This is a genomic window from Arcicella aurantiaca (genome assembly GCF_003148625.1).
In the GTDB taxonomy this organism is placed as follows: Bacteria; Bacteroidota; Bacteroidia; order Cytophagales; family Spirosomataceae; genus Arcicella; species Arcicella aurantiaca.
In genome coordinates this window covers 81,690-105,621 of the sequence record NZ_QGGO01000012.1, presented here as the reverse complement: position 1 = coordinate 105,621, position 23,932 = coordinate 81,690, and the positions used below count along the sequence as shown (strand labels likewise).

Sequence of the window (23,932 nt, the reverse complement as noted above, 5' to 3'; positions counted from 1 at the left end):
CCAATTAACCAGTAACCAATTCCCAATTAACCAATAACCAATTAACTAATTCCCCTTTACTGATAATTTATTGAAAAACATTAAGCAAATTATCAACAAAGCCATTGGAATTAAAGAGAAATAAAAGGCACTTTGTCCGCCGTAATGTTCAAAAATATATCCTGTAATTAAAGAACCTGTTGTTCCACCCAAAGCTGAAAAAATCACAATTAATCCCGACATTACGCCATGTTGACGAGTTGGTAATGAACTCAAAATCACCGAATTAATAGCAGGATAAATAGGAGCAATTACTAAACCTATCATCGGGAAAATGAAGGCAACTAAAGGAGCATTACCCCAACCTGTAATGGGTTCACTGCCAAGGTTTTGAGCCAAAGGAAGAGCTAATAAAACTAAAGCCCCTGCCAATACGATACAGCTAATAAGAACAGTTAACCATTTCACTTTCTTCAAAACTACCCCTGCCAAAAAACGCCCAATAGCCGTTGAAGCTGCCAAAATACTTGCCATCTGAATACTCAAAGTAGAAGGTAAATGCAAAACTTTACTATTGAAAGTAGGCAACCAACTCATGATACTTTGTTCAATCAAAACATAAATGAAAGCACTTGCCACAAACACCAAGACCACAGGCACAATTATCAATTGGAACATTTCGGAAAAACCACCCATTGACTTTTCGTCATTCGATTTTTGAATGCTTGATTCATCAACGGGCGTAGTAAATAATAACAAGAAAGCCAAGACAGCAAGTCCAGCCAAGAGATAATAAACATGAACCCAAGTATCTGACTGCGGATTTGTATCGTCGATGAAAGCACCAAAAATGAAGTAACTCGACATAATCCCAATCATAAAAAAGGATTCGATGAAATTCATTAAACTAATATGTTCACTTTTGTCCTTCACCACTAAGCCAATTGTGGCATACACCGACACTTTTATCAAAGCAAAACTTGCCCCTACGGCAGCAAAAAGCAATTTTGTCATCCAAAACTGATTCACCAAAGGCATTCCCAAACACGCAACTGTAACTATCAATAAAGCCAATAACATTGAATTTTTATAGCCAATTCTTGTGATGTAAGAAGCCACTAAAAACGACACAAAAGCAATACTTAAATCTTTAAATGCTTCTAAGATGGCAGCCGAAGACTCCGTAATTCCGTATGTATTTTGAACTTGTAAAATGACCGTTCCGACGCTATTCAATAAAATAGCAAACAGAAAATAATTAATAAAAATTGATAGTTTGATTTTCCAGTTATTCATGTTTTCAGAGAGAGCGTTAATGGATTATTGAGTGAATATTTATTAAGTAGGGACGACCATCCCAATTAATCTATATAAATCTAATATCAAAAAAGCGGACTTTTGCCCGCTTTTTTGTATTTTCAATATAGTATTCAACTTTATAATGTAAAATGGCTAATGATTACACAAAGTTGTGCTAATTTTAAATAAATAACTACTCTTTCATTATTCACAATATTAACTATATTAATATTTTTATCAATTTTTAAATTAAAATATTAGCAATAAAAGACTAATAATAGAAAAAACACCAATTATTCCATAAATAATATTATATAACGAGTTTAGAAGTTATATGGCTTCTCTTCATCGCTTTCATCTGTTACAATTTTAAATAACTAAACTATATACCAATGAAAACTGAATTTGAAATTATCCAACCTGATGAAGGTAGTTCTTTCCGTCTTCTACATCATAAGGTTGCCGCTGATGCTTTCAAATGGCATTATCACTATCATCCAGAATACGAAATTGTTTGTGTCTTTGAAGGTTCTGGCAGAAGGCACGTCGGAAATCACCTCAGCAACTACACCAATGGCGACTTAGTGCTAATTGGTTCAAATCTTCCACACGGGGGTTTCGGTTATGGCTCAGTGGATACACATGAAGAAGTAGTCATTCAATTTAGAGAAGATTTTTTGGGAGAAGGCTTTTTATCAAGACCTGAAATGAAGTCTATCAAAAAATTATTTGAGCGTTCAAAAAGAGGAATTTGTTTTAGTGGAGAAACACAACGTAAAATTGCTCAACAATTGCGTGATTTACTTGAAGTTCCGCCATTTGAGCGGCTATTAGCTTTATTGAAAATCTTGCAAACCTTGTCAAACTCTAAAGAATATGCCCTGTTAAATGCTGCCGAAAATCGCTATAACTTTAGTTTAAAAGACCAAGAACGCTTGAAAAAAGTGTATGGTTTTGTGGAAGAAAATTTCTCTCAAAGCATTGACATACAAGAAGTTGCAGACATTTGCCATCTAACAGTTCCAGCTTTTTGTAATTATTTCAAAAAAAATCTCAATCAAACTTTCACAGATTTCACCAACGAATATCGTGTCAATCAAGCCTGTTTAATGTTATTGGAAGGTTTAGAAATTGTAGATATTTGTTTCCGTTGTGGCTTCAATAATGTATCTTATTTCGGACGGGTTTTCAAACAAATTAAAGGAACAAACCCTTCTGAATTTAGACGAAAATTTAGCATGAATTAGACCATGAATGTACAGTATGGTACGAATAGTTTTGTCCTTTAACTTTGAAAACAGTATCCACAAAAACTCAAATAACAGTTAAAGTATTCAGAATAATTTGTCGCTGAGTTTATACGATTCGCAGGTTGCTAATCGAACTTCGCTAAAATATTAAATATGAAAGTTGCCCTTTTTATTCCTTGTTATATTGACCAATTTTATCCACAAGTTGGTATTGCAACCTTAGAATTATTAGAAAAATTAGGTTGTGAAGTTGTTTTTCCACTCAATCAAACCTGTTGTGGGCAACCAATGGCTAACTCTGGTTTTGAACATCTTAATAAGGATTGTGATAATAATTTTGTAGAAAATTTTAAGGGTTACGACTACATCGTTTCTCCTTCTGGAAGTTGTACTTTACACATCAAAGACCATTTACATGGTTCAGACGAAACTGCCTCTAAACACATACGCAAGAACATTTACGAACTTTCAGAGTTTTTGATTGACGTTTTGAAAGTGAAAAATCTTACGGCAAAATTCCCATACAAAGTTGGCTTACACCAAAGTTGTCATGGACAAAGAGGGTTGAAAATCGCCCAAATGTCGGAATTAGTTGCTCCTCCATTCTCAAAAGCAGAACAACTGTTAGGTATGGTTGCTGGGATTTCCTTAATTCAGTTAGACCGCAAAGATGAGTGTTGTGGTTTTGGTGGAACATTTTGTGTAACCGAAGAAGCCGTTTCCGTAAAAATGGGAAAAGACAGAGTTGCCGACCATACCCGAAACGACGCAGAAGTTATTACAGGTTCGGACGTTTCGTGTTTAATGCACATGGAAGGAATTTTGAGAAGACAAGGTTCAAAAATCAAGGTAAAACATATCGCAGAAATATTGAATTCAGTGGTGAGTTAGTGAATTGTGAGTTGTGATTTATTCTCGAAAATTACTAACTCACAATTCACTAACTCACAATTCACAACTATAAAATGAATAACATAAAAATAGACCACTCGGCAGCGGCAACAGAATTTAATAAAGACGAAGCTCGTGTAAATTGGCATGACGAAACCCTTTGGTTTGTGCGTTCTAAGCGTGATAAAGCTGTTTTTCAGATTCCAGAATGGGAGCAATTGCGTGAAGCGGGTTCACAAATTAAAAATCATGTTTTATCAAATTTACATGATTACTTAACCGAATTCGAGAAAAAAGCGACTGAAAACGGCATTACGGTTCACTGGGCGGCCGACGGCAAAGAACATAACGAAATCATTTATTCGATTATCAAAAATGAGGGCGTAAACCGTATGGTAAAGTCAAAATCTATGCTAACCGAAGAATGTCATTTAAACGAATTTTTGAAAGAAAAAGGCGTTGAAGTGATAGATTCAGACCTCGGAGAGCGTATTGTACAAATGCGTGAAGAACCACCTTCGCATATTGTTTTGCCAGCCATTCACCTCAAAAAATCAGACGTTGGAGATACTTTTCATGAACATTTAGGAACTGAAAAAGGAGCAACCGACCCACAATATTTAACAGAAGCGGCTCGTCAGCACCTTAGAGATACGTTTCTAACTCGTAAAGTAGCTTTAACAGGTGTCAATTTTGCCATTGCCGAAACAGGCGGTTTTGTGGTTTGTACCAACGAAGGCAACGCCGATATGGGAGCTCATTTGGCAGACGTTCATATTGCGGCAATGGGTTTTGAGAAAATCATTCCAAAGGCTGAACACTTGGGTGTTTTCTTGAGACTATTAGCAAGAAGTGCCACAGGGCAACCGATTACTACATTTTCAAGCCATTTTCATAAGCCACGAGCAGGACAAAAAATGCACATTGTCATTGTAGATAATGGCAGAACAACGCAATTAGGTCGAGCAGATTTTAGAAATTCTTTAAAGTGTATTCGTTGTGCAGCTTGTTTTAATACTTGTCCTGTTTATCGTCGTTCGGGTGGGCATAGTTATCATACAGCTATTGCAGGACCAATTGGGTCGATTCTCGCACCAAATTTGGACATGGCAAAAAATGCAGATTTGCCTTTTGCCTCCACGCTTTGCGGTTCTTGTTCAAATGTTTGCCCTGTCAAAATTGATATTCATGACCAATTATACAAATGGCGACAAGTTTTGGTAAAAGATGGTCATGTTTCAAGTGTGAAAAGTATTGGGATAAAATCAATGGCAAGCGTTTTAAATTCTCCTAAATTTTACAGAACAGCAGGAAAATTAGGTAGATTTTTGATGAAAACAGCACCATTCATGGTCAATAATAATATGAATGTTTGGTACAATCAAAGAGAAATGCCAGAAGTACCCAAAGAGAGTTTCAGAGATTGGTATCTTCGGAAAAGGAATTAGTTATTCGTTACTGGTTATTAGTTATTAGGTCAAATAAAAAACATCAAAATCCTGATTTCTACTTTTCGCCAGTAACCAGTAACTAATAACCAGTAACTAACAAAAAAATGTCATCAAGAGAGAAAATATTATCCGCTATAAAAACAAATCAGCCTGATTATCAAAAACTTGACGTTCAATTTAAGTTTGAGACAGTTTATGATGATTTATTTAACAAGTTTTCAGAAATACTCAGTTTTGTTGGAGGAAAAGCCATTGAGGTAAAAAACTTCGACGAAATTAAAGCCGATATTCAAAGTCATTATAGTGGAGTTACAAGAATAGCCACAACCATTGCAGAATTTTCAGACTTAGCAGATTTTAGTTTGAATATTGCCGACCCACATGATTTAGAAACGCTTAATTTGGCTATCATTGAAGGCGATTTTGCGGTAGCAGAAAATGGAGCTATTTGGGTTTCGGAAAAACATATTCCTCACCGAGTTTTGCCCATGATTACCCAATATTTGGTAATTGTTGTGAAAAAATCTGAAATTGTAACCAATATGCACCGTGCTTACGAGCGTGTAAAAGTTGATGATACAGGCTTTGGAACATTTATTTCTGGCCCTTCAAAAACAGCAGATATTGAGCAGAGTTTAGTCATTGGAGCTCATGGAGCGAGAGGCTTGACAGTCTATGTGTTGGGATAATTCAAATAAAAAAACGTAAGAAATAAAATCTTACGTTTTTTTATTGTCCTGTGCGAGATGCTTATCACTAAGGGCCGCCACCACAAACATATAAACACCTTACGCACAGGACAAATCAATTACCTCCTCATTTTCAAGAAATTATATCCTTTAAAACGTGTCGTTTCCGTCTTGAAATAACTGCTTTTTGCCCATTAGACATTATTAAGCTCTCTTCCAAAGGATTATACTCTTTCACATAATTTGGGTTAATCATAAACGCTCTGTGAACACGCAAAAAACCATAATTCTCCAGATGGTTAGCAAAAAATTTCATGGTGTGTGCCACTACTTTTTCCTGACCGCCATTCAAGTAAAATGTAGTATAATTTACATCACCTTTAATTAATACTACGTTGTTAACCAACACCTTAGTAGATGTTTTTTGATTGAGAATTAAGAGTGCAGAGTTCCCCTTTTGTTTATATGTTTTCATAAAATAGTGTGTTAATGATTGTACTAAAATCCTAACTTCAACTTTGTTGTATTGTCATTAAATATCACCTTTGCATTACCACGAGTTTCTACTTTTTTGGCATTTGCATCAGGAGTTGTAACGGTTACTGTATGATTTGTGTCAATAATTACATTATCCGTATTAGTTGGGAGACGGTTCAAGTTCCAAGTTGCTGGGCTTTCCCAATTACCCGAAGCAACACTTGTAATTGATGATGTACACCCTGTTCCAATCGTAATTGAAGCCGTTGCGTTTGCAGGATTTGGACAAGCATCAGCCGAAGGCGTCATTCTTAGAGCATATACATCTCCTGCTACTGCATTAGTTATATTAATATCTTTGGTATTAGCCACAGTGACATTATTTTTTGTCCAAACGTAGGTAGGAGACGTACCTCCGTTGGTTACAGTTGTAGAAACTGCTTGTGTTGCTCCTGCACACACTGTTATTGGACTAATACTTACAGAAGGCACAGTTACGGCATTTACCGTTACTGCTACTGAAGTCCTCAAACTTTCTGTTCCATCTACTGTCTGGGTAGCATAATAAGTACCCGTTGCCAATGCCGTTGTGGTAGCTAATGCCGTACCACCCGTAGATACATCATACCACTTAATATCAGTTCCTGTTGCCACTAAATTAGCTACCGTCTGACCAGTACAACGAGTTTGAGTCGAAGCCACTGGTGCTGCTAATGCTGTTCCTGTTACCACTAAAGATAGGGGCATCAGGGTTGAGGGCGAAGTAGCACTTTTTCTAACCACAATTCTATATTCTCCACCTGCAACGGGATTCAATATTTTTATTTGTTTATAATTATTCCCATTTCCATCAAACCAAGTTGTTTGGGTGGTAGCATCTGCAGTTCTATTTGCCATAGTGCTTGGTTTCCAAGGTCTGGAATCTTGAAATGGCGAGGTAATTCTTACCAACATGTCATATTCATGCGTCAATCTTGAGGTAGTAGGGTCTGTACCATTGGCAGAGGTCTGTTCTGTACCTTTTTCATCTGCCCAAGCGATAGAAATAATCAAAGGTTCGCTACCTTTAGCAATTACCCAACGGTTGATTTCTATTCTATTAGGGTCAGTTTGGATATAAGGAGGTAAATTATATGTAATCTCTTCTATGTATGAGCCTTTTGTAAGAGTAGGTGCAGGCGATGTACTTTGTGCCGTAGGATTTCCTTCTGTACTTTTTGTTTTAATTGCCTTAGCAGCTTTTTCAACATCTAATAATCCCCAACCAAACTTATTATCTGGTCCTGTTTGTCCTAAGTCTTCGGCAGTACCCAACATCAAGGCTTTGAGGGTCGAAGATTTCATATAATTTCCATGCAAACTTTTATAATATTGTTGCAACAAAAGCCCTGCTGCGGCGGCGGCAGGAGCTGCATAAGATGTACCACTTGACTCCGTTCCACTACCGCTATACGAATTATCAGAAGGAACATTAGTAGTTGGATTAGCAAAAACAGATGAATTTATACCTGTACCTCTGGTTACGATTTCGGGCTTTACACGTCCATCATCAGTAGGTCCCCAGTTAGAATAACTTGACATTGTTTTATCGGCATTCACCGCCCCAACAGTCATAGCATTTTTAGATGCCGCCGAGCCTGTCATTAAATCGTAGCCGCTTTTACTACTATTCCCGTTAGATTGTTGTTCATTCCCTGCCGCCACAAATGGAAGGTAGTAATTATTAGCATTGGTAAGAGAATCCCATTTTTGAGCTTCTCTATCATAAGCACCAAACTTCCAAAGTGGAGTTGTATTATCATTTGCCCCACCGTAAGAGTGGTTAGAAATCAAATAACCCTGACCCGCAAAAGAAGCCATTTCTGGAAAATCATTACTAAAATCATAATTCAGAGCCGTAGCACCAAAGGCAATACCTCTTGCAGATGGCTGATTAGCAATGTCCTTTCCTACGATTGTCCCAGATACGTGTGTCTGATGGTCATTTCCGGGATAAGTTGTTACTCCATTTTCGGTTTTACTACCATCCAGTGTTTGCTCCGCCTGCATTGCCACCTTACCCGATAATAACTCGTGCGTGGCACGTACTTGACCACCGTCCCAAATACCCACCACCATATTTTGACCCGTAATATTTACGCCCAATGTACCACCCGTGTAGAGTTGGTTAGCTTTGATTAAAATCCCTGATTCAACATTACTTTTTGTATTGATATAAACAGGATTTCCCTGAGCATCTATTTCCTTTAAAAAATAAAATGACCCGTTTTTCACGAAGGTTCTTTGTTTTTCAGGATGTTTTTTGAGATAAGCATCGACCCGCAATTTAGAAGTTACATACTCCTGATTCAATGCCACTTGCCGAGCATTCTTGTTTTGTGGATACTGGGTTTGATACTCTTTAACAATTTTTACTCGTTCTTCTGCCGTTTGAGCATTGGCAGAAAAATAAAAAGTTGATACGCTTAATACAAAGGCAGTTAAATACTTGTTTAGCATAATTTTGAGATGTGGGCTAAAATATTTGATAATGTTGAAAAATAGATATTTGCAATTGACCTATTTAAACTTATTCCTCTGGTTGTGAATCGTTTCAATTTATGCCTGCTATTTTACAGACAAAAAAATAATTCAATACCCACTCAAAACGAAAAAAATAAACAGGTTCATTTCAAAAAGAGTTATACGATTCTTTCTTAAATATTCTCTTTTCGAGATTTCGACACAAATATGTTTTTCTAAAATTGTCAAAACAATAGACTGGTAAGTTCTACACCGTGAATGGTAAGATTTATTACGTGAATGGTAAATTTTGTCAAAACGGCATATCATTTTTACTTATTCTCTTTATTGCTGGCACAATTAGGATTAGCCATGAATACTCAATCTGAAATCGGATTTATCAAAAAGACATTGGAAGTATATACTTAATATCGGAAGGGTCTGGAAGTTAGTTCTACTTTGGCACTTTAAAGTAAATGGGGCAAATTTGACTTTCGGGAAGTTGAACGGGAAATACTCAAATTCTCATCTTTTTTTAGAGTACCAAAGTAGAATTAGGTAAGTGTGGAGATTTAGACGTCTGGACAAATATTACTAAAGATATGATTACCAATATATTACAGTCTATTTTTGATTATAAAAATCATAGTTTGTCAATTGGGCGTAAAACACTGTTTAATAATTTTTTAAAAAAAATCCCAAACAATATCCATTGAGGATTTAACCTCTAACGGAGTTATTCGGGAGTTTTAATCAAAATGATTTTACCATTAAACTTGCTCATACTCTACTAAAACTTCTTTTGCAAGAAAATCAAGATTCAATTTAATATGCGGAATTAATTGTTCTTCCAACATATCCGCCCACGTGTTCATGTACAAAACCACGTCTTCACGTACATTATGACGCATTTTGTTTCTTTTTTCAAGCGGGATGCGTTGCAATATTTTCTTATCCGAAAGCCATTCTAAATCTTGCAAATCGGTTACATTTAAGCCATGATTTAGCAAATCAACAATCAATAAATCTATATTCAGACCACTGCTTGGGCAAAATTGTTCTACTTGCTCACGCCAATCTCCACGTCCTTCCATCGCAAACTGATGGATTTCTGCTTTGGTGAGTTTCGTTAATTCCTGAGCCAAGTTTCCACAATTACAACTACCCATGTGTCCCCATTGGTAATTTCCACCTTCTGCTAATTTTTGAGCCGTTATTCTAAGGGCATCAATCAATTTTAAATTTGCGTGAGCCATGTCTTTTTTATTTGTCCTAAGTATTAAGTATTAGGTACAAAGCATCGGTAAAAAGTCTTAATACCTAATACTTGGTACTTGATACTGACAACAACGAGACGTAAAAGATTTTTGTTTTTGGAATGAGGATAAATTTGTAATTTCGATAAAACAAAAATGAAATATTTACTTATTTAGCGGATTCTTTTAAGGTTGTACTTCTCCGAAGTGAACAACACATTATTCCCTATATTCTACAAAGGTTGAACATCTCCGATGTATAATCCGAGACAATTTCGGAGAAATTTAACCTTTATAGGATAAGAATAATCTCGAATTACAGGCTTCGGAGAAGCCCAACCTTAAATTCCACAAAATAGTAGATAGCTCTAAAATAAAAATACAAGAAAATGCTACCAATTGCCCTAAAATCATTTCATATTAAAAATTACAGAGGAATTATTGATACACAAATTGATAATATTTCGCCTGATACGCAATGGATTTTTTTGACGGGTGAAAATGGATTTGGGAAGACTTCGGTTTTGCAGTTTTTAGCTTCTTACTTATCTTCAAATTATGTAAATTCTACAACCTACCTTAACCCTAAAAATAACGTTCAACATATTTTTCATGGGAAGGAATATTCAAAAACAAAGGACGGAGAATTCACTCTTAATGCTAATAATGATTTTGAAAATTTAAGAGGAGAGAATTTAGTAATTGCTTACGGTTCAACAAGATTAAGAATATCCGCAGGTTCTGCAAATGAAGTAATGGATAAATATTCTTCTATTGATTCTCTATTTTCCAATGAAATTCTTCTAATAAATATTGAAGAAAATTTTAAAGATTGGAAAATAAACTATCCAAAAGGTTACGAGCAACTTGAAAAAATATTTAAAACACTCATTCCAAGGTTAGGTAAAATTGAAGTTGAAGTTGAGGAAAAAACAAAAAGAAATAAAGTAAAATATTACGAATTAGACTCAGAAAATAATTTATTAGAAGACAATGTTGAGTTAAATGATTTAGCGGCAGGCTATAAAAATATTTTGGGAATGGTTGGGGACATGATAAATAGATTAACTCGTGAATCTGTCCCAGATGATTTGTCAAGTTTAGAAGGCATAGTCCTAATAGACGAAATAGACCTACATCTCCACCCCAAATACCAAAAATTATTCGTAGAAAAGCTAACAGAATTATTCCCAAAAATTCAATTTATCGTTTCAACACATAGCCCAATTCCTTTGTTGGGAGCTCCTAAAAATTCGGTAATCATCAATGTTTCTCGTACACGTGAGGAAGGCATCAAAGCAGAATTATTAGATATTGATTTTAGCGTTTTGACACCGAATAGTATTTTGAGTTCACCAATTTTTGGTTTTCAAGATTTGATTCCTGAGAGTAAAAGTGATGATAAGATGATTCGGACGGAAGATACTTACAAAGAGGTTTTGTTTAATGACCAGTTGGATAAACAAATCAGTGAATATTTGACGGAGGACAATCAAAAAGAATTATTATACCTATTGAAAGAAAATCATCTATGAGAAAAGTTTTTAAAGACTTTAATAAAAAACCTTTGGCACTGACCAAACAAGAAACACTTGACCATCTTAAAACCATCATTGAAAGTAAAGATGCAAAAAAAATAAAGTCAGATTTGTACAGAGGAAAATATGTTAAAGAAAACGGAACAAAAGGCGATGCCGTAATTGAGGAATTAAACGCATTTTACCACTCAAAATGTGCTTATTGTGAAGACTATTCAACAGTTTATATAGAACATTATCGTCCGAAAGGCAGAGTTATTCAAACCAATCACGGAGGTTATTTTTGGCTTTGTTATGAATGGTCAAACCTTCTTCCAACGTGCCATGAATGTAATAAAATTGCAGGGGGAAAAGGTGACCAATTTCCAATAAAAAAGACTCATCTAACCTTAAAAGACTGTTTGGAAAATGGAGAATTTAGTTCTAATAAAATCAATGCTACTTATCTAAATCAACAAGAAGAGCCTTATTTATTGCACCCAGAAATAGATGAGCCTAAAAATTTTCTCGGTTTTGAAATTGATTCTCACAAAAAAGGAATTGCCATCAAAGAACTTGATGGAGTAAATGGAAGAGGTTTTCATACATGGAACATTTGCAATCTTAATCGTGAAGATTTATTATTGAAACGATACGAAAGAGTTATTGACCAAATAAAAGATGATTTACGAAAAACGTTTGCGTTATTATCAAAAGGTGCAATCAATAAAACTGATTTTAGAACAGAAATAAAAGAGATTTTTGTAGAATTAGAAAAGTCAAGACGAAAAAAGGGCATTTACGTTATTGAGATGGTTTGTAATTGACAATGAAAACAATTTCAACAATTTGATTATCAGTCAATTAAAAGACCCTTTTCAGCAAAACATTACCTTAGCATATTTCAAAGCGTATAAAAACAATACATTATAATTTATTCACTTCAACCTAAAAACCCAATGCGAAACACACTCAAACTACTTTTTGGTGTACTCATTGCACAAAGCACATCGCTTTTAGCACAACAAGCTCCGACCAATCCTTACAATGGAAATAAGCGTTTTGAGCAGTTAGAAACCATTTTACCAACGCCAAATACTTACCGCACCGCTTCGGGAAGTCCGGGAAAAGAATATTGGCAACAACGGGCTGATTATGACATTAAAGCAGAATTGGACGATGTTGAACGTAAAATTACAGGTTCAGAAACCATTACGTATTTCAATAATTCTCCTGATGAATTGGGCTATTTGTGGTTGCAATTAGACCAAAATATCTTCCAAAAAGATGCTATCGGTAACAATACAAAAACGGGCGGAATTAACGGACAAGCAAGTTTTGACCAATTCAAAAACATCACTGACCCCAAAAAATATGGTTACAATATTCTTTCGGTAAAAGATGCAAAAGGTTCTCCATTGAAACATACCATCAATAATACCATGATGCGTATTGATTTGCCAACGCCTCTGAAATCGGGTGCAAGCGTTTCATTTTCAATTGATTGGAATTATTTAATCACAGAATATTACGGACGTTCGGGTTACGAATATTTTGCTAAAGATGGTAACGTAAATTATTTCATCGCTCATTGGTTTCCAAGAATGGCAGTTTACAATGACGTTTATGGTTGGCAACACAAACAATTCTTAGGTCAGGGAGAATTTACCTTGACTTTCGGAAATTATAAAGTGGCTCTTACCGTACCAAACGACCACGTGGTTGGTGCTTCGGGAGAATTACAAAACCCAACTGCGGTGCTTTCGGCTGAACAATTGAAACGTTGGGAAAAAGCAAAAACTGCTACTCGTCCAGTTTTGTTAGTATCGCAAGAAGAAGCTGAAAAGGCAGAAAAAGGCAAACCAACAGGTAAAAAAACATGGATTTACAAAGCTGACAACGTGCGTGATTTTGCTTTTGCGAGTTCTCGTAAATTCATTTGGGACGCTATGCAGGTGGACGTAGAAGGCAAAAAAGTTTGGGCAATGTCTTTATATCCAAAAGAAGGAAATCCACTTTGGGGACAATACTCAACGATGGTAGTTGCACACACTTTACGCTCATATTCAAAACACAGCGTAGCATATCCGTACCCAGTGGCGTACTCGTGTCATTCAGTTGCGGGTGGCGGTATGGAATATCCAATGATTTCGTTTAATGGTGGTCGCCCAGAAGCAGACGGAACATATTCGGAAGCGGTAAAAGCAGGAATGATTGGCGTAATTATCCACGAAGTTGGACACAATTTCTTCCCGATGATTATCAACTCTGACGAAAGACAATGGTCATGGATGGACGAAGGTTTAAATACTTTCTGCCAATATTTAGCGGAACAAGAATGGGACAGAAACTTCCCTTCTCGTCGTGGTGAGCCTCAGTTTATCGTACCTTACATGAAAACTGACCCAACGCAACAAGTGCCAATCATGACCAATTCGGAAAACATCATGGCTTTTGGTGCAAACGCTTACGCAAAACCTGCAACGGCTTTAAATATCTTGCGTGAAACCGTTATGGGACGTGAATTATTCGATGCAGCTTTCAAAGAATACGCACGTCGTTGGGCTTTCAAACAACCCTATCCTGCTGATTTTTTCCGTACAATGGAAGATGCTTCGGGCGTTGATTTAGACTGGTTCTGGAAAGGTTGGTTCTATGGTGTTGAACCTGTAAACCAATCACTTGAAACGGTAGAATGGTTCGGAATTGACAACGTTGACCCTACAAAGAAAAGCGAAGTGGCTCGTAAAGAAGCAGAAGCTAAACGTCAGACAATCAGCAATATCCGTAATAAAAAAGATATTCAAAAAACGGTGGTAGAAGAAAATCCAGACATGAAGGATTTTTATAATACTTACGACCGTTTTGCTACTTCAGAAGCAGATAAAAAGCGTTTCGACCAAACAATGTCGAGTTTGAATGAAGACGAAAAGAAATTAGTTGATTCAAACAAGAATTTCTACGTATTGAACGTAAAAAACAAAGGCGGTTTACCAATGCCAGTTATCGTACAAGCCAATTATGAAGACGGAACAAACGAAGTGTTCAGATTCCCTGCGGAGATTTGGCGTTTGAACGACAAAGAAATCAAGAAAGTAATTCCAACTGATAAAAAAGTAGCAAAATGGACACTTGACCCATTCATGGAAATTGCGGATATTGAGACAGAAGACAACACTTTCCCACGTGAGCCAGAGCAACCATCACGTTTCCAAGTTTTCAAAGGACAACGTCCATCACAACTAAACCCGATGCAAGAAGCACAGAAAAAATCAGGTTCGGCAGTGCAGGGAGCTAAAAATTAACACTTTATAGTAACATCACGAAAGTTTATAAAATAAAATGGATTGTAAAATAATATTTTACAATCCATTTTTATCCCTAAGTTAAATACTAAAACTAACAAGGATTTGCATTCGTATAAATGACTATATCGTCACTTTGACAATGAACCTGTTCATGGGAATTGTAAACATCTACTCTCCATATAAATGTCCGTTCCTCCTTAGTTAATTGTTTAAAAAGATTAGTAATAATATATTTTATTTCTTCATTACAAGACATAATTTGATGTTCTGCCTTTACATTAAGCACAAATTTATCGCTTTGGTATAATCCACCAAAATCAACATCAGATAACCATATATCCGAATATTTTTTGTCCGTTTTATTTTCAGCACAAAAAATACCTTTTAGCTTTAATTTTAAATCTTCTAAAGATATTGTTTCAACCATGTTATTATATTTTTTATTGATTGCATAAAAGATTTAACATCCATTTCATTTACTCCCTTTGAATATCTAAGACTTTCATCCCACTTACTAACAACAGACCAATCAGCTTCAAATTCTAAATCTGTTGATATTTTTTCTGAAAACACAGTATATAAACCTGATAGAATCAATAACTGCTCGTAATCATGCACCTTAAAGGATTTATACAAGTTATCTTTACTTTTATTTCGGCTTGCAGGCAGTCTTCTATTTTTGGTATTATCAAAATCAAAAAAATCTGCAATATCTAATGTTTTACAAATTTTAGCTTTTAGGCAAAGTTCAAATGAATATCCGCCTAAGTAATAAGCATCATCAAAAAAATTATTCTGTAATAAAAATTCGGCAACTCTAAGTTTGGCATCCGACAAATTTATAATTTCTGTTTCTGTTTTCAATCTACAATACTTTTTACTAAAATTACTAAATAAAATTGAAATTATGTATTGAGTGTAGTTCTTAATAAATCGGAATGACTCTTTTTTATTATCGCAATCACTCGCATCTTGTTCACAATGTAATCCAAACTATCACCTAAACAAAAAAAGACACCACAAATGCGATGCCTTCTTTCTTTATCTTCAATCAAATCCAAATCAATGAGCTACCAATTCCAGTTTGGTAAATAAATCATCAAACATCAAATAAGTATCCAATCTGGTATAAACCCGAATCATTCTACCTTTGTGATTATACACATATTGTCCATCTTCCGAGATAATTGGTGCTTGTTTCACCGCATAATCACTTGAAGAAGCATCTGGTTCAAATTGTGCTTGTAATGCCGTTAACAAAACCAATGGGCTATCTCCTACTACGTAAGATTCAGCAGGAAGAAGTCCATATTTTTGAAATTTTCCTAAAAGGCTTGCAATCTGTCCAAACAAATATTCTCCAATTTTACCTTTTGGTTTTACCTTAACCAACATCTGAGCATGAGTCATCAAACATTGGCGATATGCGTTACGTGGAATTTGCCAAATAGGTACGTTGCTACGATTAAATACTGCTCTCGCAGCCGAAATATCAATGTTTAAATTGTATTCAATATGAGAATATCCTGGAGGTGGAACAGCCAAATCTGTATATTCTGGTCCACCAATCCACACCAAAGTCAATTTGTTAGCAATCTGTGGATTTGTCAATAAAGCCGAAGCAATTTCGGTAAGTCCTGCCCCACAAACCACATACAAAGGAGCTTTAGTATCGGTACGCAAAGCCTCTTTAATAATAAAATCAACTGCCGAATTTTTAACAGGCGTCGTATCATTGATCATTGCTTTATTCGAGCCTGCAAAAACAGGAATGGGCGTTTTTATGCCCAACAATTGTATCATTTCATTGGCTTTCGCAGCAGCATTTTCTGCTTGTTTCTCCGAATTATCAAAGGGGTCATTTACTCTTAAATGAGAACCAATAATTGCCCGAACTTCTACCGATGGAGACAACAGAGTATGAGCAACTTGAAACAATCCGTCAGGGTCGCCACTCAAATCATTATCAATAATTATTCTCATGCGAGGAGAAAAAGAAACGGGAGAATTTAAAGTTTGTCCTTGAAGAGCAGGAGCTATCAAAAAGAAAAAACCTAAATAAAGAATCACTTTGCATTTATTCGCCATCACATGGAATTTTAAACGCTTGGAATAATTTGTCATCTGAAAAAGGATTGGGATTTTACAACTATTAACTCAAACTTAAAGGAAATTAAAGTTTGTACAAATACATTATTTTATTAGACAAAAGTAATAAAATTCATCAAAATAGAAAATAAAAGAAATAAATAATAAATAAAAGAAAGCATTTGAAAACTTTAGATAATCTCAAATTAAAATCCTTCAAAACTATTAATATTGATACTCATTTTCTTCCTTCTGACTAAAATGTGAATCCGTAAAATGATAAAATCATTAACTTGCGACATAAAAATTAATAATCAACTATGATAAAATTCGCATACACAATTCTTTACGTTCAAGACGTTGCCAAAACACTTGAATTCTATGAAAAAGCATTTGGCTTTACCAGAAAATTTATCACACCTGACAATTCCTACGGAGAAATTATTACGGGCGAAACCACGCTTTCATTTGCTTCGGTTACATTAGCAAAATCTAACTTAAAAGATGGTTTTCAAGAAAGTAATTTGAGTCAACAACCTTTCGGGATTGAAATCGGTTTTACGACAGATAATGTGGAAGAAACCTTGAAAATTGCCGTAGAAGCAGGTGCAATTATCATTGAAGAACCCAAAACAAAACCGTGGGGGCAAGTGGTTGCATACATCAGAGATTTGGACGGTTTTTTGATTGAGATTTGTACAGCGATGGCATAACTTTAACCAAACACCATGAAATACGTACTAATCATCCATGAAGTAGAAGACTATCAAGCATGGAAAATCATTTTCGATAAAGCGGCTGACATTAGAAAAGAAGCAGGAGAAGTTTCATTTCAAGTTTTGAAATATGAAAATGATGCCAATAAAATCGTTCATTTTTCGGTTTGGACTTCCCATGAAAATGCTAAAAATTTCTTTGAATCACCAAAATTAGTTCAAATTAGAAAAGAAGCGGGCGTAAAAGCTCCCGATTTTATTTATTTAGACCAGTTGGAAGCGGGTATTTTATAAAAACAAAAGATGCAACAACCTCGAATAGAAACCATTTCGGAAAAGAAACTCGTTGGAAAACGGCTACAAATGAGTTTTTCCAATAATAAAACTGCTGAACTTTGGCGAAGTTTTATGCCCAGACGCAAGGAAATTGAAAATACCATTGGCTCTGATTTATTCAGTTTACAGAATTATAATCAAGTAAATCCTTTTCAAAACTTTAATCCAGAAGAAGTCTTCGAGAAATGGGCAGCCATAGAAGTGAGTAATTTTGAGAATATTCCTGATAAAATGGAAGCTTTTACACTCGTTGGAGGGAAATATGCCATTTTCAATCATAAAGGACATTCTACCGATATTTTTTTATATATTTTTCAAACGTGGTTACCTAAATCAGGCTATCAATTAGCTCATCGACCACATTTTGAGATTTTAGGAGAAAAATACAAAAACAATCATCCAGATTCTGAAGAAGAAATTTGGATTCCGATTCAATAACAAAAAAGGCTTACAGAGTTTCTGTAAGCCTTTTTTGTTTCAATTTCTTTGATGCCCTATAAAGAAAGTTGCCCAGACGGAAACCATCTGGGCAATCTTAGTAAATAGTTCTACACCTATTAAGTGCGAAGATACGGAATTTTTTAAAGTAAAGTCAAGTGAAATCGTAAAAAAAATATTTGTTATTTATTAAACGTTAATAGAAATCCATGAATACATAAAATTGGGGGTTTATATTTAACTTTGTTACACAACAATTGAAATGTGAAACAGATAGAACAACAAATTTTAGCAACTCTCGAACAACGAAAAGCACAATCCCTTTTCCGTTCGTTACGACCCAAAGAAAATTTGGTCGATTTTTGTTCCAACGATTATCTCGGATTTTCTAAAAGTATATTGTTAAATTCGGAAGTAAATGATTTTCCTTCGGGGGCAACAGGGTCGAGACTTTTAGCAGGAAATACTCAATTTATTGAAGGTTTAGAACAAGAAATTGCCGACTTTCATGGTGCAGAAGCAGGATTAATTTTTAATTCTGGTTATGATGCCAATGTTGGACTTTTATCATGTCTTCCTCAAAAAAATGATGTGTTATTAACCGACGAACTCATCCACGCCAGCATGATTGACGGAGCCAGATTGAGCTATGCCACAAGATATAAATTTCGGCATAATGATGTGAAAGACTTAGAAAAGAAACTACAAATAGAAAATAATTCACAATTCACCACTCTCAACTCATTTGTTGCTCTCGAATCCGTCTATTCAATGGATGGAGATAAAGCCAATTTATTAGAAATATCCAATTTATGCGAAAAATATGGAGCAAATCTCATTGTGGACGAAGCCCATGCAACAGGCGTTTTTGGTAAAAATGGAAAAGGTTTAGTGAACGAATTGGGCTTAGAAAATAAAGTTTTTGCTCGTGTCGTTACCTTTGGAAAAGCATTGGGTTGTCACGGAGCTATCGTTTTGGGCAGCAAAGGTTTACGAGATTATCTTATCAATTTTGCTCGCTCATTTATCTATACAACTGCTGCCCCACAGCATACCCACGAGAGCGTCAGACAAGCGTATCAACTCCTAAAATCTCCTGATTTTTCTAATCAGTCCTTACATAAACTCATTCAATTTTTCAGAAAACAAGCATCTCAAATTTCTGGTTTAGAACTTATCGAAAGTTCTTCGGCAATTCAATGTATTATCATTTCGGGTAATGAGCGTTGCAGATTGGTAGCTTCGGAATTACAAAAAAATGGTTTAGACATTCGTCCAATTGTATCGCCAACCGTTCCGAAAGGGAAAGAAAGACTGCGAATTTGCTTACATTCATTCAATACAGAAGAGGAAATTTTGAAGATTTTTGAGACATTAAAAGTATTATTATGAAACAACAATATATTATCGCAGGAATTGGAACAGAAATTGGCAAAACCTTCATTTCCAGCATCTTAACAGAATATTTGCAAGCAGATTATTGGAAACCCGTACAATCAGGAGCATTAGATTTTACAGATTCTGACACCGTAAAAAGTTTGATTTCAAACGAAAAAACAATTTTTCATCCTGAAACTTACCGACTAACCGAGCCAATGTCGCCACACGCTGCCGCAGCAATTGATGGCGTAACCATTGGGCTTTCAAAGTTTGAATTACCACAAACTGATAATCATTTAATTGTTGAATTAGCAGGCGGACTCATGGTTCCTTTAAACGACCAAGAAACCAATTTAGATTTAATTAAAAAATTAGGTTTGCCCGTCATTTTAGTTTCTCGAAATTATTTAGGTTCAATCAATCATACTTTACTTTCTGCTGAGCTTCTAAAACTCAATAATATTCCAGTGAAAGGCTTGATTTTCAACGGAGAACAAAATAAATCGTCCGAAGACTTTATCTTAAATTATACAAAATTGGATTGTTTGGCACGAGTAAATTTTGAGGAAAATATTAATAAAATTGTCGTAAAAAAATGGGCTGAAGCAATTCAGTTTTAATTTATAAAATGTAGTGGCGAATAGTATTCGCCAAAATAAAAAATAAAACGTTGGCGAATGCTATTCGCCACTACTGCCTACATGAACGAACAAATAGAATATCCCGTAGAAAATACCAATAGTTATATTCAAGAATCGCAACTTGCCAAACGAGACGCCAAAGTCGTTTGGCATCCGTTTACGCAACATTATACCGCCCCTTTTTCAATACCTGTGGCACGGGCAGAAGGTGCATATTTATTTGATGATTCGGGAAGAAAATATATTGATGCCATTTCATCATGGTGGGTAAATCTGCACGGACATTCGCACCCATATATTGCTCAAAAAGTCGCCGAACAATTTTTACAATTAGAACAAGTCATTTTTGCGGGATTCACCCATGAACCTGCCGTAAGATTGGCAGAAAGATTATTAGAAATTTTACCCAAAAATCAGGCAAAAATCTTTTATTCTGATAATGGTTCAACAGCCGTAGAAGTTGCCCTAAAAATGGCAATTCAGTATTTTCATAATCAAGGATTTACGAAAAAAAGAAAAGTAATTGCTCTGGAAAATGGCTATCATGGTGACACCTTCGGAACGATGGCAGTTGGGGCAAAATCTGGCTTTAATGCCCCTTTTGAGGCTTTTTTGTACGAAACCATTTATTTGCCTGTTCCCATAAAAGGTCAAGAAACCCATTCGTTGGAAACCATGAAAAAACTCATGGAAAATGCCGATGAAATTGCCTGTTTTATTTTTGAACCACTCATTCAAGGAGCAGGCGGAATGGTCATGTACGAACCCAAAATGTTAGATACTCTCATCAAATTGGCAAGAGAAAATGGCGTTTTAACCATTGCCGATGAAATTATGACGGGTTTTGGCAGAACAGGAAAACTTTTTGCAACGGATTATGTCGAGACAAAACCAGATATTTTATGCCTTTCTAAAGGATTAACGGGCGGAGCAATGGCTTTGGGCGTAACCTCATGTACGCAAGAAATTTACGACGCTTTTCTCTCAGAAGACCGCCGAAAAACGCTTTTTCATAGTCATTCTTTTACGGCAAATCCGTTGGCTTGTACGGCAGGTTTAGCAAGTTTAGATTTATTATTGAATGAAGAAACAGAAAATAAAATCCTAAAAATCAACCAATTACACCAAGAATTCAAGCAAAAGCACGCTCAACTTTCAAATATTACAGTAAAAGGAACAATCCTTTCTATTGAAATTCAAACGGAAGAAGGCACTTCATATTTTAACAATATTCGAGACATTGCTTATAAGTTTTTTATCGAAAAAGGCATTTTGATTAGACCATTAGGCAATGTGATATATTTACTTCCACCCTATTGTATTTCGGAAGAAGATTTAAAATATATTTATGGTTGTATTGAAGATTTTTTGAATTTGTAAACTGATGCTTCTGCATCGGAGAAAATTAGATTCGATGCAGAATACCTATCTTACAGATTAGCTAACACTCGCTTAAATTCAGCAGTTTTTAATCGGGTGACTAAAGGAAACGGTATTTTCTTGAGAATATTAAAATGTTTATCTTCCGAAATAAGATAGTGAGCATTGGCAGCAACAGCACAATCGAAAAATTTATTGTCATCAGCATCTTGTTCGATGACGTTCCACTCATAAAAACGAATTATTTTAATAACGTTATCACTCAACATTATTTGAGTCAATGTATTTTCAGCATCAGTTTCTGAGAAATATCTTTCAATAATTTCGGCATATTCATCTAAAATATCAGTTGTAACACATAATTGATATTTTCCCTGCAAAAAAGCAACCCAAACCCAATGAAAAGGTGATTTACGGGAAATACTTGCGACCAAGACATTATTGGTATCTAAAACAATTCTAAGCATATCAATGAGTTATACGATTATGCCCTTTTAAAATATTTTCAAAATCTTGAGTGGTATAACCTTTCTTAGCAACCGTTTGGTCTAAATGTTGTTGCATTTTTCGATGATTAAAGTCAATTAATAATTGCTTCAACTCTTCCAAGTCTTCTTCGTTATATTGCTCTTTTACTACCTGCAAAACCAGCATTTGAGCTTGGTTCATGGGTGTCTTTAGGCTATTTCTCATATCTTTCTTATTTTTACAAATATAAACATTTTTTAGTCCTATGCTCTTGTAGATTTTGGGAAGTATTTTGTAAAAATACACATTTTCAGAAACCTCTCATTCAAACATTGCGTTATTAATAAACGGAATTATCTACCATTTGGCGGACTCTTTTAAGGTTACACTTCTCCGAAGTGGGTACGAGAATTTTCACTATATTCTACAAAGGTTGAACCTCTCCGAGGTATAAATCGACACAATTTCGGAGAAATTCAACCTTTGTAGCACAAGAATAGCCTCGAATTACGGGCTTCGGAGAAGCCTAACCTTAATTCCGCCAAATAGTAGATAATTCCGTTAATAAATATTCATCAACAAAGTTATTCACTACCTAATCATACGTAAAATATGTCTCTGACTTCAGAAATCCATATTTCCACTAAATCTCCGAAGATTAAAAATCTCTGGCAAACTGCTTTACACGAAGGCTTTCCAATTGCTTTATGGAGACTACCCAAAACCACCGAAAAACAATTAATTATTGATTTGTCTGGTCATGTTTCACGAACAAAAATTGATTTAGAAGAACTTCCTTCGGGCTTTGCGATGAGTCCATTTGAAGGTGAATCATTGTTCTTGAAAGGCGATTTATATTATCGATTTGATGCTGAAAATCAAGAAATTGACCAAAATCTATCAGGTACAAACAGTGAAAAAGAAGTTTTTGAAAAGCAGTATTTAACTTATGCTGATAATGAAGAACAAAAAGTAAGTCACGAAGAAACTCACCCTAATTTCATTACAGAAGAAAAACACTTCGGACTTTACAACGAAATGCTTTTTGCCGAAATGGTTTCCAACGCAGTTACTTCCATTGAGCAAGGAGACGTGCAAAAAGTGGTTTTATCAAGAACAAAAAACGTTACTTTATCAGATGATTTCGAGGTAATTGAAGCCTTTCAAAAACTTTGCAATACTTACGCAAACGCCTTTGTTTCATTGGTTTATCTACCAGAATACAATTGCTTTTGGTTAGGTGCAACGCCCGAAACTTTGGTGAGTGTGGATAAAGAAGGAAAGTTTAGAACCATGTCTTTGGCAGGAACACAGTCGGCAATTGATGAAAACGGCAATACCTTATGTATCAATTCTATCAGATGGTCACACAAAGAAATTGAGGAACAAGCATTTGTAAGTCGCTATATTATTGAATGTTTCAAGAAAATTCGCTTACGTGAATATTTAGAAAGTGGTCCTAAAACGGTTCAAGCAGGAAATTTGATGCACCTTCGCACCGATTATGTGGTTGATACCAAAGAAGTTAATTTTCCACAGTTAGGAACAGTGATGTTGGAACTCCTTCACCCTACTTCAGCAGTTTGTGGAATGCCTAAAATTCCTGCTCTCAAAATTATTGCAGAACAAGAACTACACAATCGAGAATTTTATAGTGGATTTTTAGGCCCTGTAAATATCCAAGAAGAAAGCCATTTATTTGTCAATCTCCGCACGATGAAAGTCGTTGGAAATGAAGCCGTTTTCTATGCAGGTTGTGGTATTACGGAAGATTCAAACCCTGTGAAAGAATGGTATGAAACAGAAATGAAAATTCAGACTTTGATGAAAGTTATTGTTTGATTTCGATATTAGGAATTCGATGTT

At 35.3% G+C, this 23,932-nt stretch carries 23 protein-coding genes; 14 read left to right on the top strand and 9 right to left on the bottom strand.

The window, feature by feature from the left end; translation table 11 throughout:
- Window positions 1-45: 45 nt before the first annotated feature.
- Window positions 46-1,275, bottom strand: a complete 1,230-nt coding sequence (locus LV89_RS12760) for an MFS transporter (protein WP_109743287.1) — start codon at window positions 1,273-1,275, stop codon at window positions 46-48.
- Between the two features lie 395 nt (window positions 1,276-1,670).
- On the opposite strand from LV89_RS12760, the gene LV89_RS12755 reads away from it, so the two are divergent.
- The 4 genes from LV89_RS12755 to LV89_RS12740 all read left to right on the top strand — a co-directional run bounded on the left by LV89_RS12755 (window position 1,671) and on the right by LV89_RS12740 (window position 5,559).
- The gene (locus LV89_RS12755; RefSeq protein ID WP_109743286.1) at window positions 1,671-2,525 is read left to right on the top strand and encodes an AraC family transcriptional regulator; all 855 of its coding nucleotides are present in this window, start codon (window positions 1,671-1,673) and stop codon (window positions 2,523-2,525) included.
- 156 nt (window positions 2,526-2,681) lie between these two features.
- The gene (locus LV89_RS12750) at window positions 2,682-3,419 is read left to right on the top strand and encodes a (Fe-S)-binding protein (RefSeq protein WP_109743285.1); all 738 of its coding nucleotides are present in this window, start codon (window positions 2,682-2,684) and stop codon (window positions 3,417-3,419) included.
- 74 nt (window positions 3,420-3,493) lie between these two features.
- Entirely contained in the window at window positions 3,494-4,867 is a 1,374-nt protein-coding gene (locus tag LV89_RS12745) for a lactate utilization protein B (protein ID WP_109743284.1), read from the top strand.
- Between the two features lie 107 nt (window positions 4,868-4,974).
- Complete coding sequence (locus tag LV89_RS12740; protein ID WP_109743283.1) at window positions 4,975-5,559, top strand: LutC/YkgG family protein; 585 nt, start codon at window positions 4,975-4,977, stop codon at window positions 5,557-5,559.
- Between the two features lie 133 nt (window positions 5,560-5,692).
- Here LV89_RS12740 and LV89_RS12735 read toward each other — a convergent pair whose 3' ends face one another.
- The 3 genes from LV89_RS12735 to LV89_RS12725 form a co-directional block, all read right to left on the bottom strand.
- The gene (locus tag LV89_RS12735) at window positions 5,693-6,034 is read right to left on the bottom strand and encodes a LytR/AlgR family response regulator transcription factor (protein WP_109743282.1); all 342 of its coding nucleotides are present in this window, start codon (window positions 6,032-6,034) and stop codon (window positions 5,693-5,695) included.
- Window positions 6,035-6,057: 23 nt separating this feature from the next.
- The gene (locus LV89_RS12730) at window positions 6,058-8,535 is read right to left on the bottom strand and encodes a S8 family serine peptidase (RefSeq protein ID WP_109743281.1); all 2,478 of its coding nucleotides are present in this window, start codon (window positions 8,533-8,535) and stop codon (window positions 6,058-6,060) included.
- Window positions 8,536-9,308: 773 nt separating this feature from the next.
- Window positions 9,309-9,794 (bottom strand): hypothetical protein, encoded by a 486-nt coding sequence (locus LV89_RS12725; protein WP_109743280.1) that lies wholly within the window; start codon window positions 9,792-9,794, stop codon window positions 9,309-9,311.
- Window positions 9,795-10,183: 389 nt separating this feature from the next.
- Here LV89_RS12725 and LV89_RS12720 point away from each other — a divergent pair, with 389 nt between their 5' ends.
- The 3 genes from LV89_RS12720 to LV89_RS12710 all read left to right on the top strand — a co-directional run bounded on the left by LV89_RS12720 (window position 10,184) and on the right by LV89_RS12710 (window position 14,616).
- Entirely contained in the window at window positions 10,184-11,329 is a 1,146-nt protein-coding gene (locus LV89_RS12720; RefSeq protein WP_109743279.1) for an AAA family ATPase, read from the top strand.
- Entirely contained in the window at window positions 11,326-12,138 is an 813-nt protein-coding gene (locus tag LV89_RS12715; protein ID WP_109743278.1) for an HNH endonuclease family protein, read from the top strand. The genes LV89_RS12720 and LV89_RS12715 overlap by 4 nt, the downstream gene beginning before the upstream one ends.
- A gap of 132 nt (window positions 12,139-12,270) precedes the next feature.
- A complete protein-coding gene (locus tag LV89_RS12710; protein ID WP_109743277.1) occupies window positions 12,271-14,616 on the top strand; it encodes a M1 family metallopeptidase in 2,346 nt (781 codons plus the stop codon).
- A 94-nt stretch (window positions 14,617-14,710) separates the two neighbouring features.
- Here LV89_RS12710 and LV89_RS12705 read toward each other — a convergent pair whose 3' ends face one another.
- The 3 genes from LV89_RS12705 to LV89_RS12695 all read right to left on the bottom strand — a co-directional run bounded on the left by LV89_RS12705 (window position 14,711) and on the right by LV89_RS12695 (window position 16,707).
- Window positions 14,711-15,046 carry a hypothetical protein gene (locus tag LV89_RS12705; protein ID WP_109743276.1) on the bottom strand — a complete coding sequence of 112 codons (336 nt, stop codon included), beginning with the start codon at window positions 15,044-15,046 and terminating at the stop codon, window positions 14,711-14,713.
- Window positions 15,025-15,483, bottom strand: coding sequence for a hypothetical protein (locus LV89_RS12700; RefSeq protein ID WP_109743275.1), 459 nt, complete (start codon window positions 15,481-15,483; stop codon window positions 15,025-15,027). The genes LV89_RS12705 and LV89_RS12700 overlap by 22 nt, the downstream gene beginning before the upstream one ends.
- A gap of 198 nt (window positions 15,484-15,681) precedes the next feature.
- Complete coding sequence (locus LV89_RS12695; protein WP_109743335.1) at window positions 15,682-16,707, bottom strand: nucleoside hydrolase; 1,026 nt, start codon at window positions 16,705-16,707, stop codon at window positions 15,682-15,684.
- Window positions 16,708-17,027: 320 nt separating this feature from the next.
- Between LV89_RS12695 and LV89_RS12690 the strand changes: the two genes are divergently transcribed.
- The 6 genes from LV89_RS12690 to bioA all read left to right on the top strand — a co-directional run bounded on the left by LV89_RS12690 (window position 17,028) and on the right by bioA (window position 21,598).
- Window positions 17,028-17,420, top strand: a complete 393-nt coding sequence (locus tag LV89_RS12690; protein WP_109743274.1) for a VOC family protein — start codon at window positions 17,028-17,030, stop codon at window positions 17,418-17,420.
- 15 nt (window positions 17,421-17,435) lie between these two features.
- The gene (locus tag LV89_RS12685; protein WP_109743273.1) at window positions 17,436-17,717 is read left to right on the top strand and encodes an antibiotic biosynthesis monooxygenase; all 282 of its coding nucleotides are present in this window, start codon (window positions 17,436-17,438) and stop codon (window positions 17,715-17,717) included.
- 9 nt (window positions 17,718-17,726) lie between these two features.
- Window positions 17,727-18,197: a GyrI-like domain-containing protein gene (locus LV89_RS12680; RefSeq protein ID WP_109743272.1), complete on the top strand. Its 471-nt coding sequence runs from the start codon at window positions 17,727-17,729 to the stop codon at window positions 18,195-18,197.
- 264 nt (window positions 18,198-18,461) lie between these two features.
- Window positions 18,462-19,589: an aminotransferase class I/II-fold pyridoxal phosphate-dependent enzyme gene (locus tag LV89_RS12675; RefSeq protein ID WP_109743271.1), complete on the top strand. Its 1,128-nt coding sequence runs from the start codon at window positions 18,462-18,464 to the stop codon at window positions 19,587-19,589.
- Window positions 19,586-20,197, top strand: coding sequence for a dethiobiotin synthase (gene bioD / locus LV89_RS12670; protein ID WP_109743270.1), 612 nt, complete (start codon window positions 19,586-19,588; stop codon window positions 20,195-20,197). The genes LV89_RS12675 and bioD overlap by 4 nt, the downstream gene beginning before the upstream one ends.
- Before the next feature lie 57 nt (window positions 20,198-20,254).
- Window positions 20,255-21,598: an adenosylmethionine--8-amino-7-oxononanoate transaminase gene (gene bioA / locus LV89_RS12665; RefSeq protein ID WP_229201511.1), complete on the top strand. Its 1,344-nt coding sequence runs from the start codon at window positions 20,255-20,257 to the stop codon at window positions 21,596-21,598.
- Window positions 21,599-21,648: 50 nt separating this feature from the next.
- Here bioA and LV89_RS12660 read toward each other — a convergent pair whose 3' ends face one another.
- Window positions 21,649-22,065 (bottom strand): putative toxin-antitoxin system toxin component, PIN family, encoded by a 417-nt coding sequence (locus tag LV89_RS12660; RefSeq protein WP_109743268.1) that lies wholly within the window; start codon window positions 22,063-22,065, stop codon window positions 21,649-21,651.
- 1 nt (window position 22,066) lies between these two features.
- The gene (locus LV89_RS12655; protein ID WP_109743267.1) at window positions 22,067-22,291 is read right to left on the bottom strand and encodes a DUF8507 family protein; all 225 of its coding nucleotides are present in this window, start codon (window positions 22,289-22,291) and stop codon (window positions 22,067-22,069) included.
- Window positions 22,292-22,678: 387 nt separating this feature from the next.
- Between LV89_RS12655 and LV89_RS12650 the strand changes: the two genes are divergently transcribed.
- Complete coding sequence (locus tag LV89_RS12650; RefSeq protein WP_109743266.1) at window positions 22,679-23,908, top strand: chorismate-binding protein; 1,230 nt, start codon at window positions 22,679-22,681, stop codon at window positions 23,906-23,908.
- Window positions 23,909-23,932: the final 24 nt, after the last annotated feature.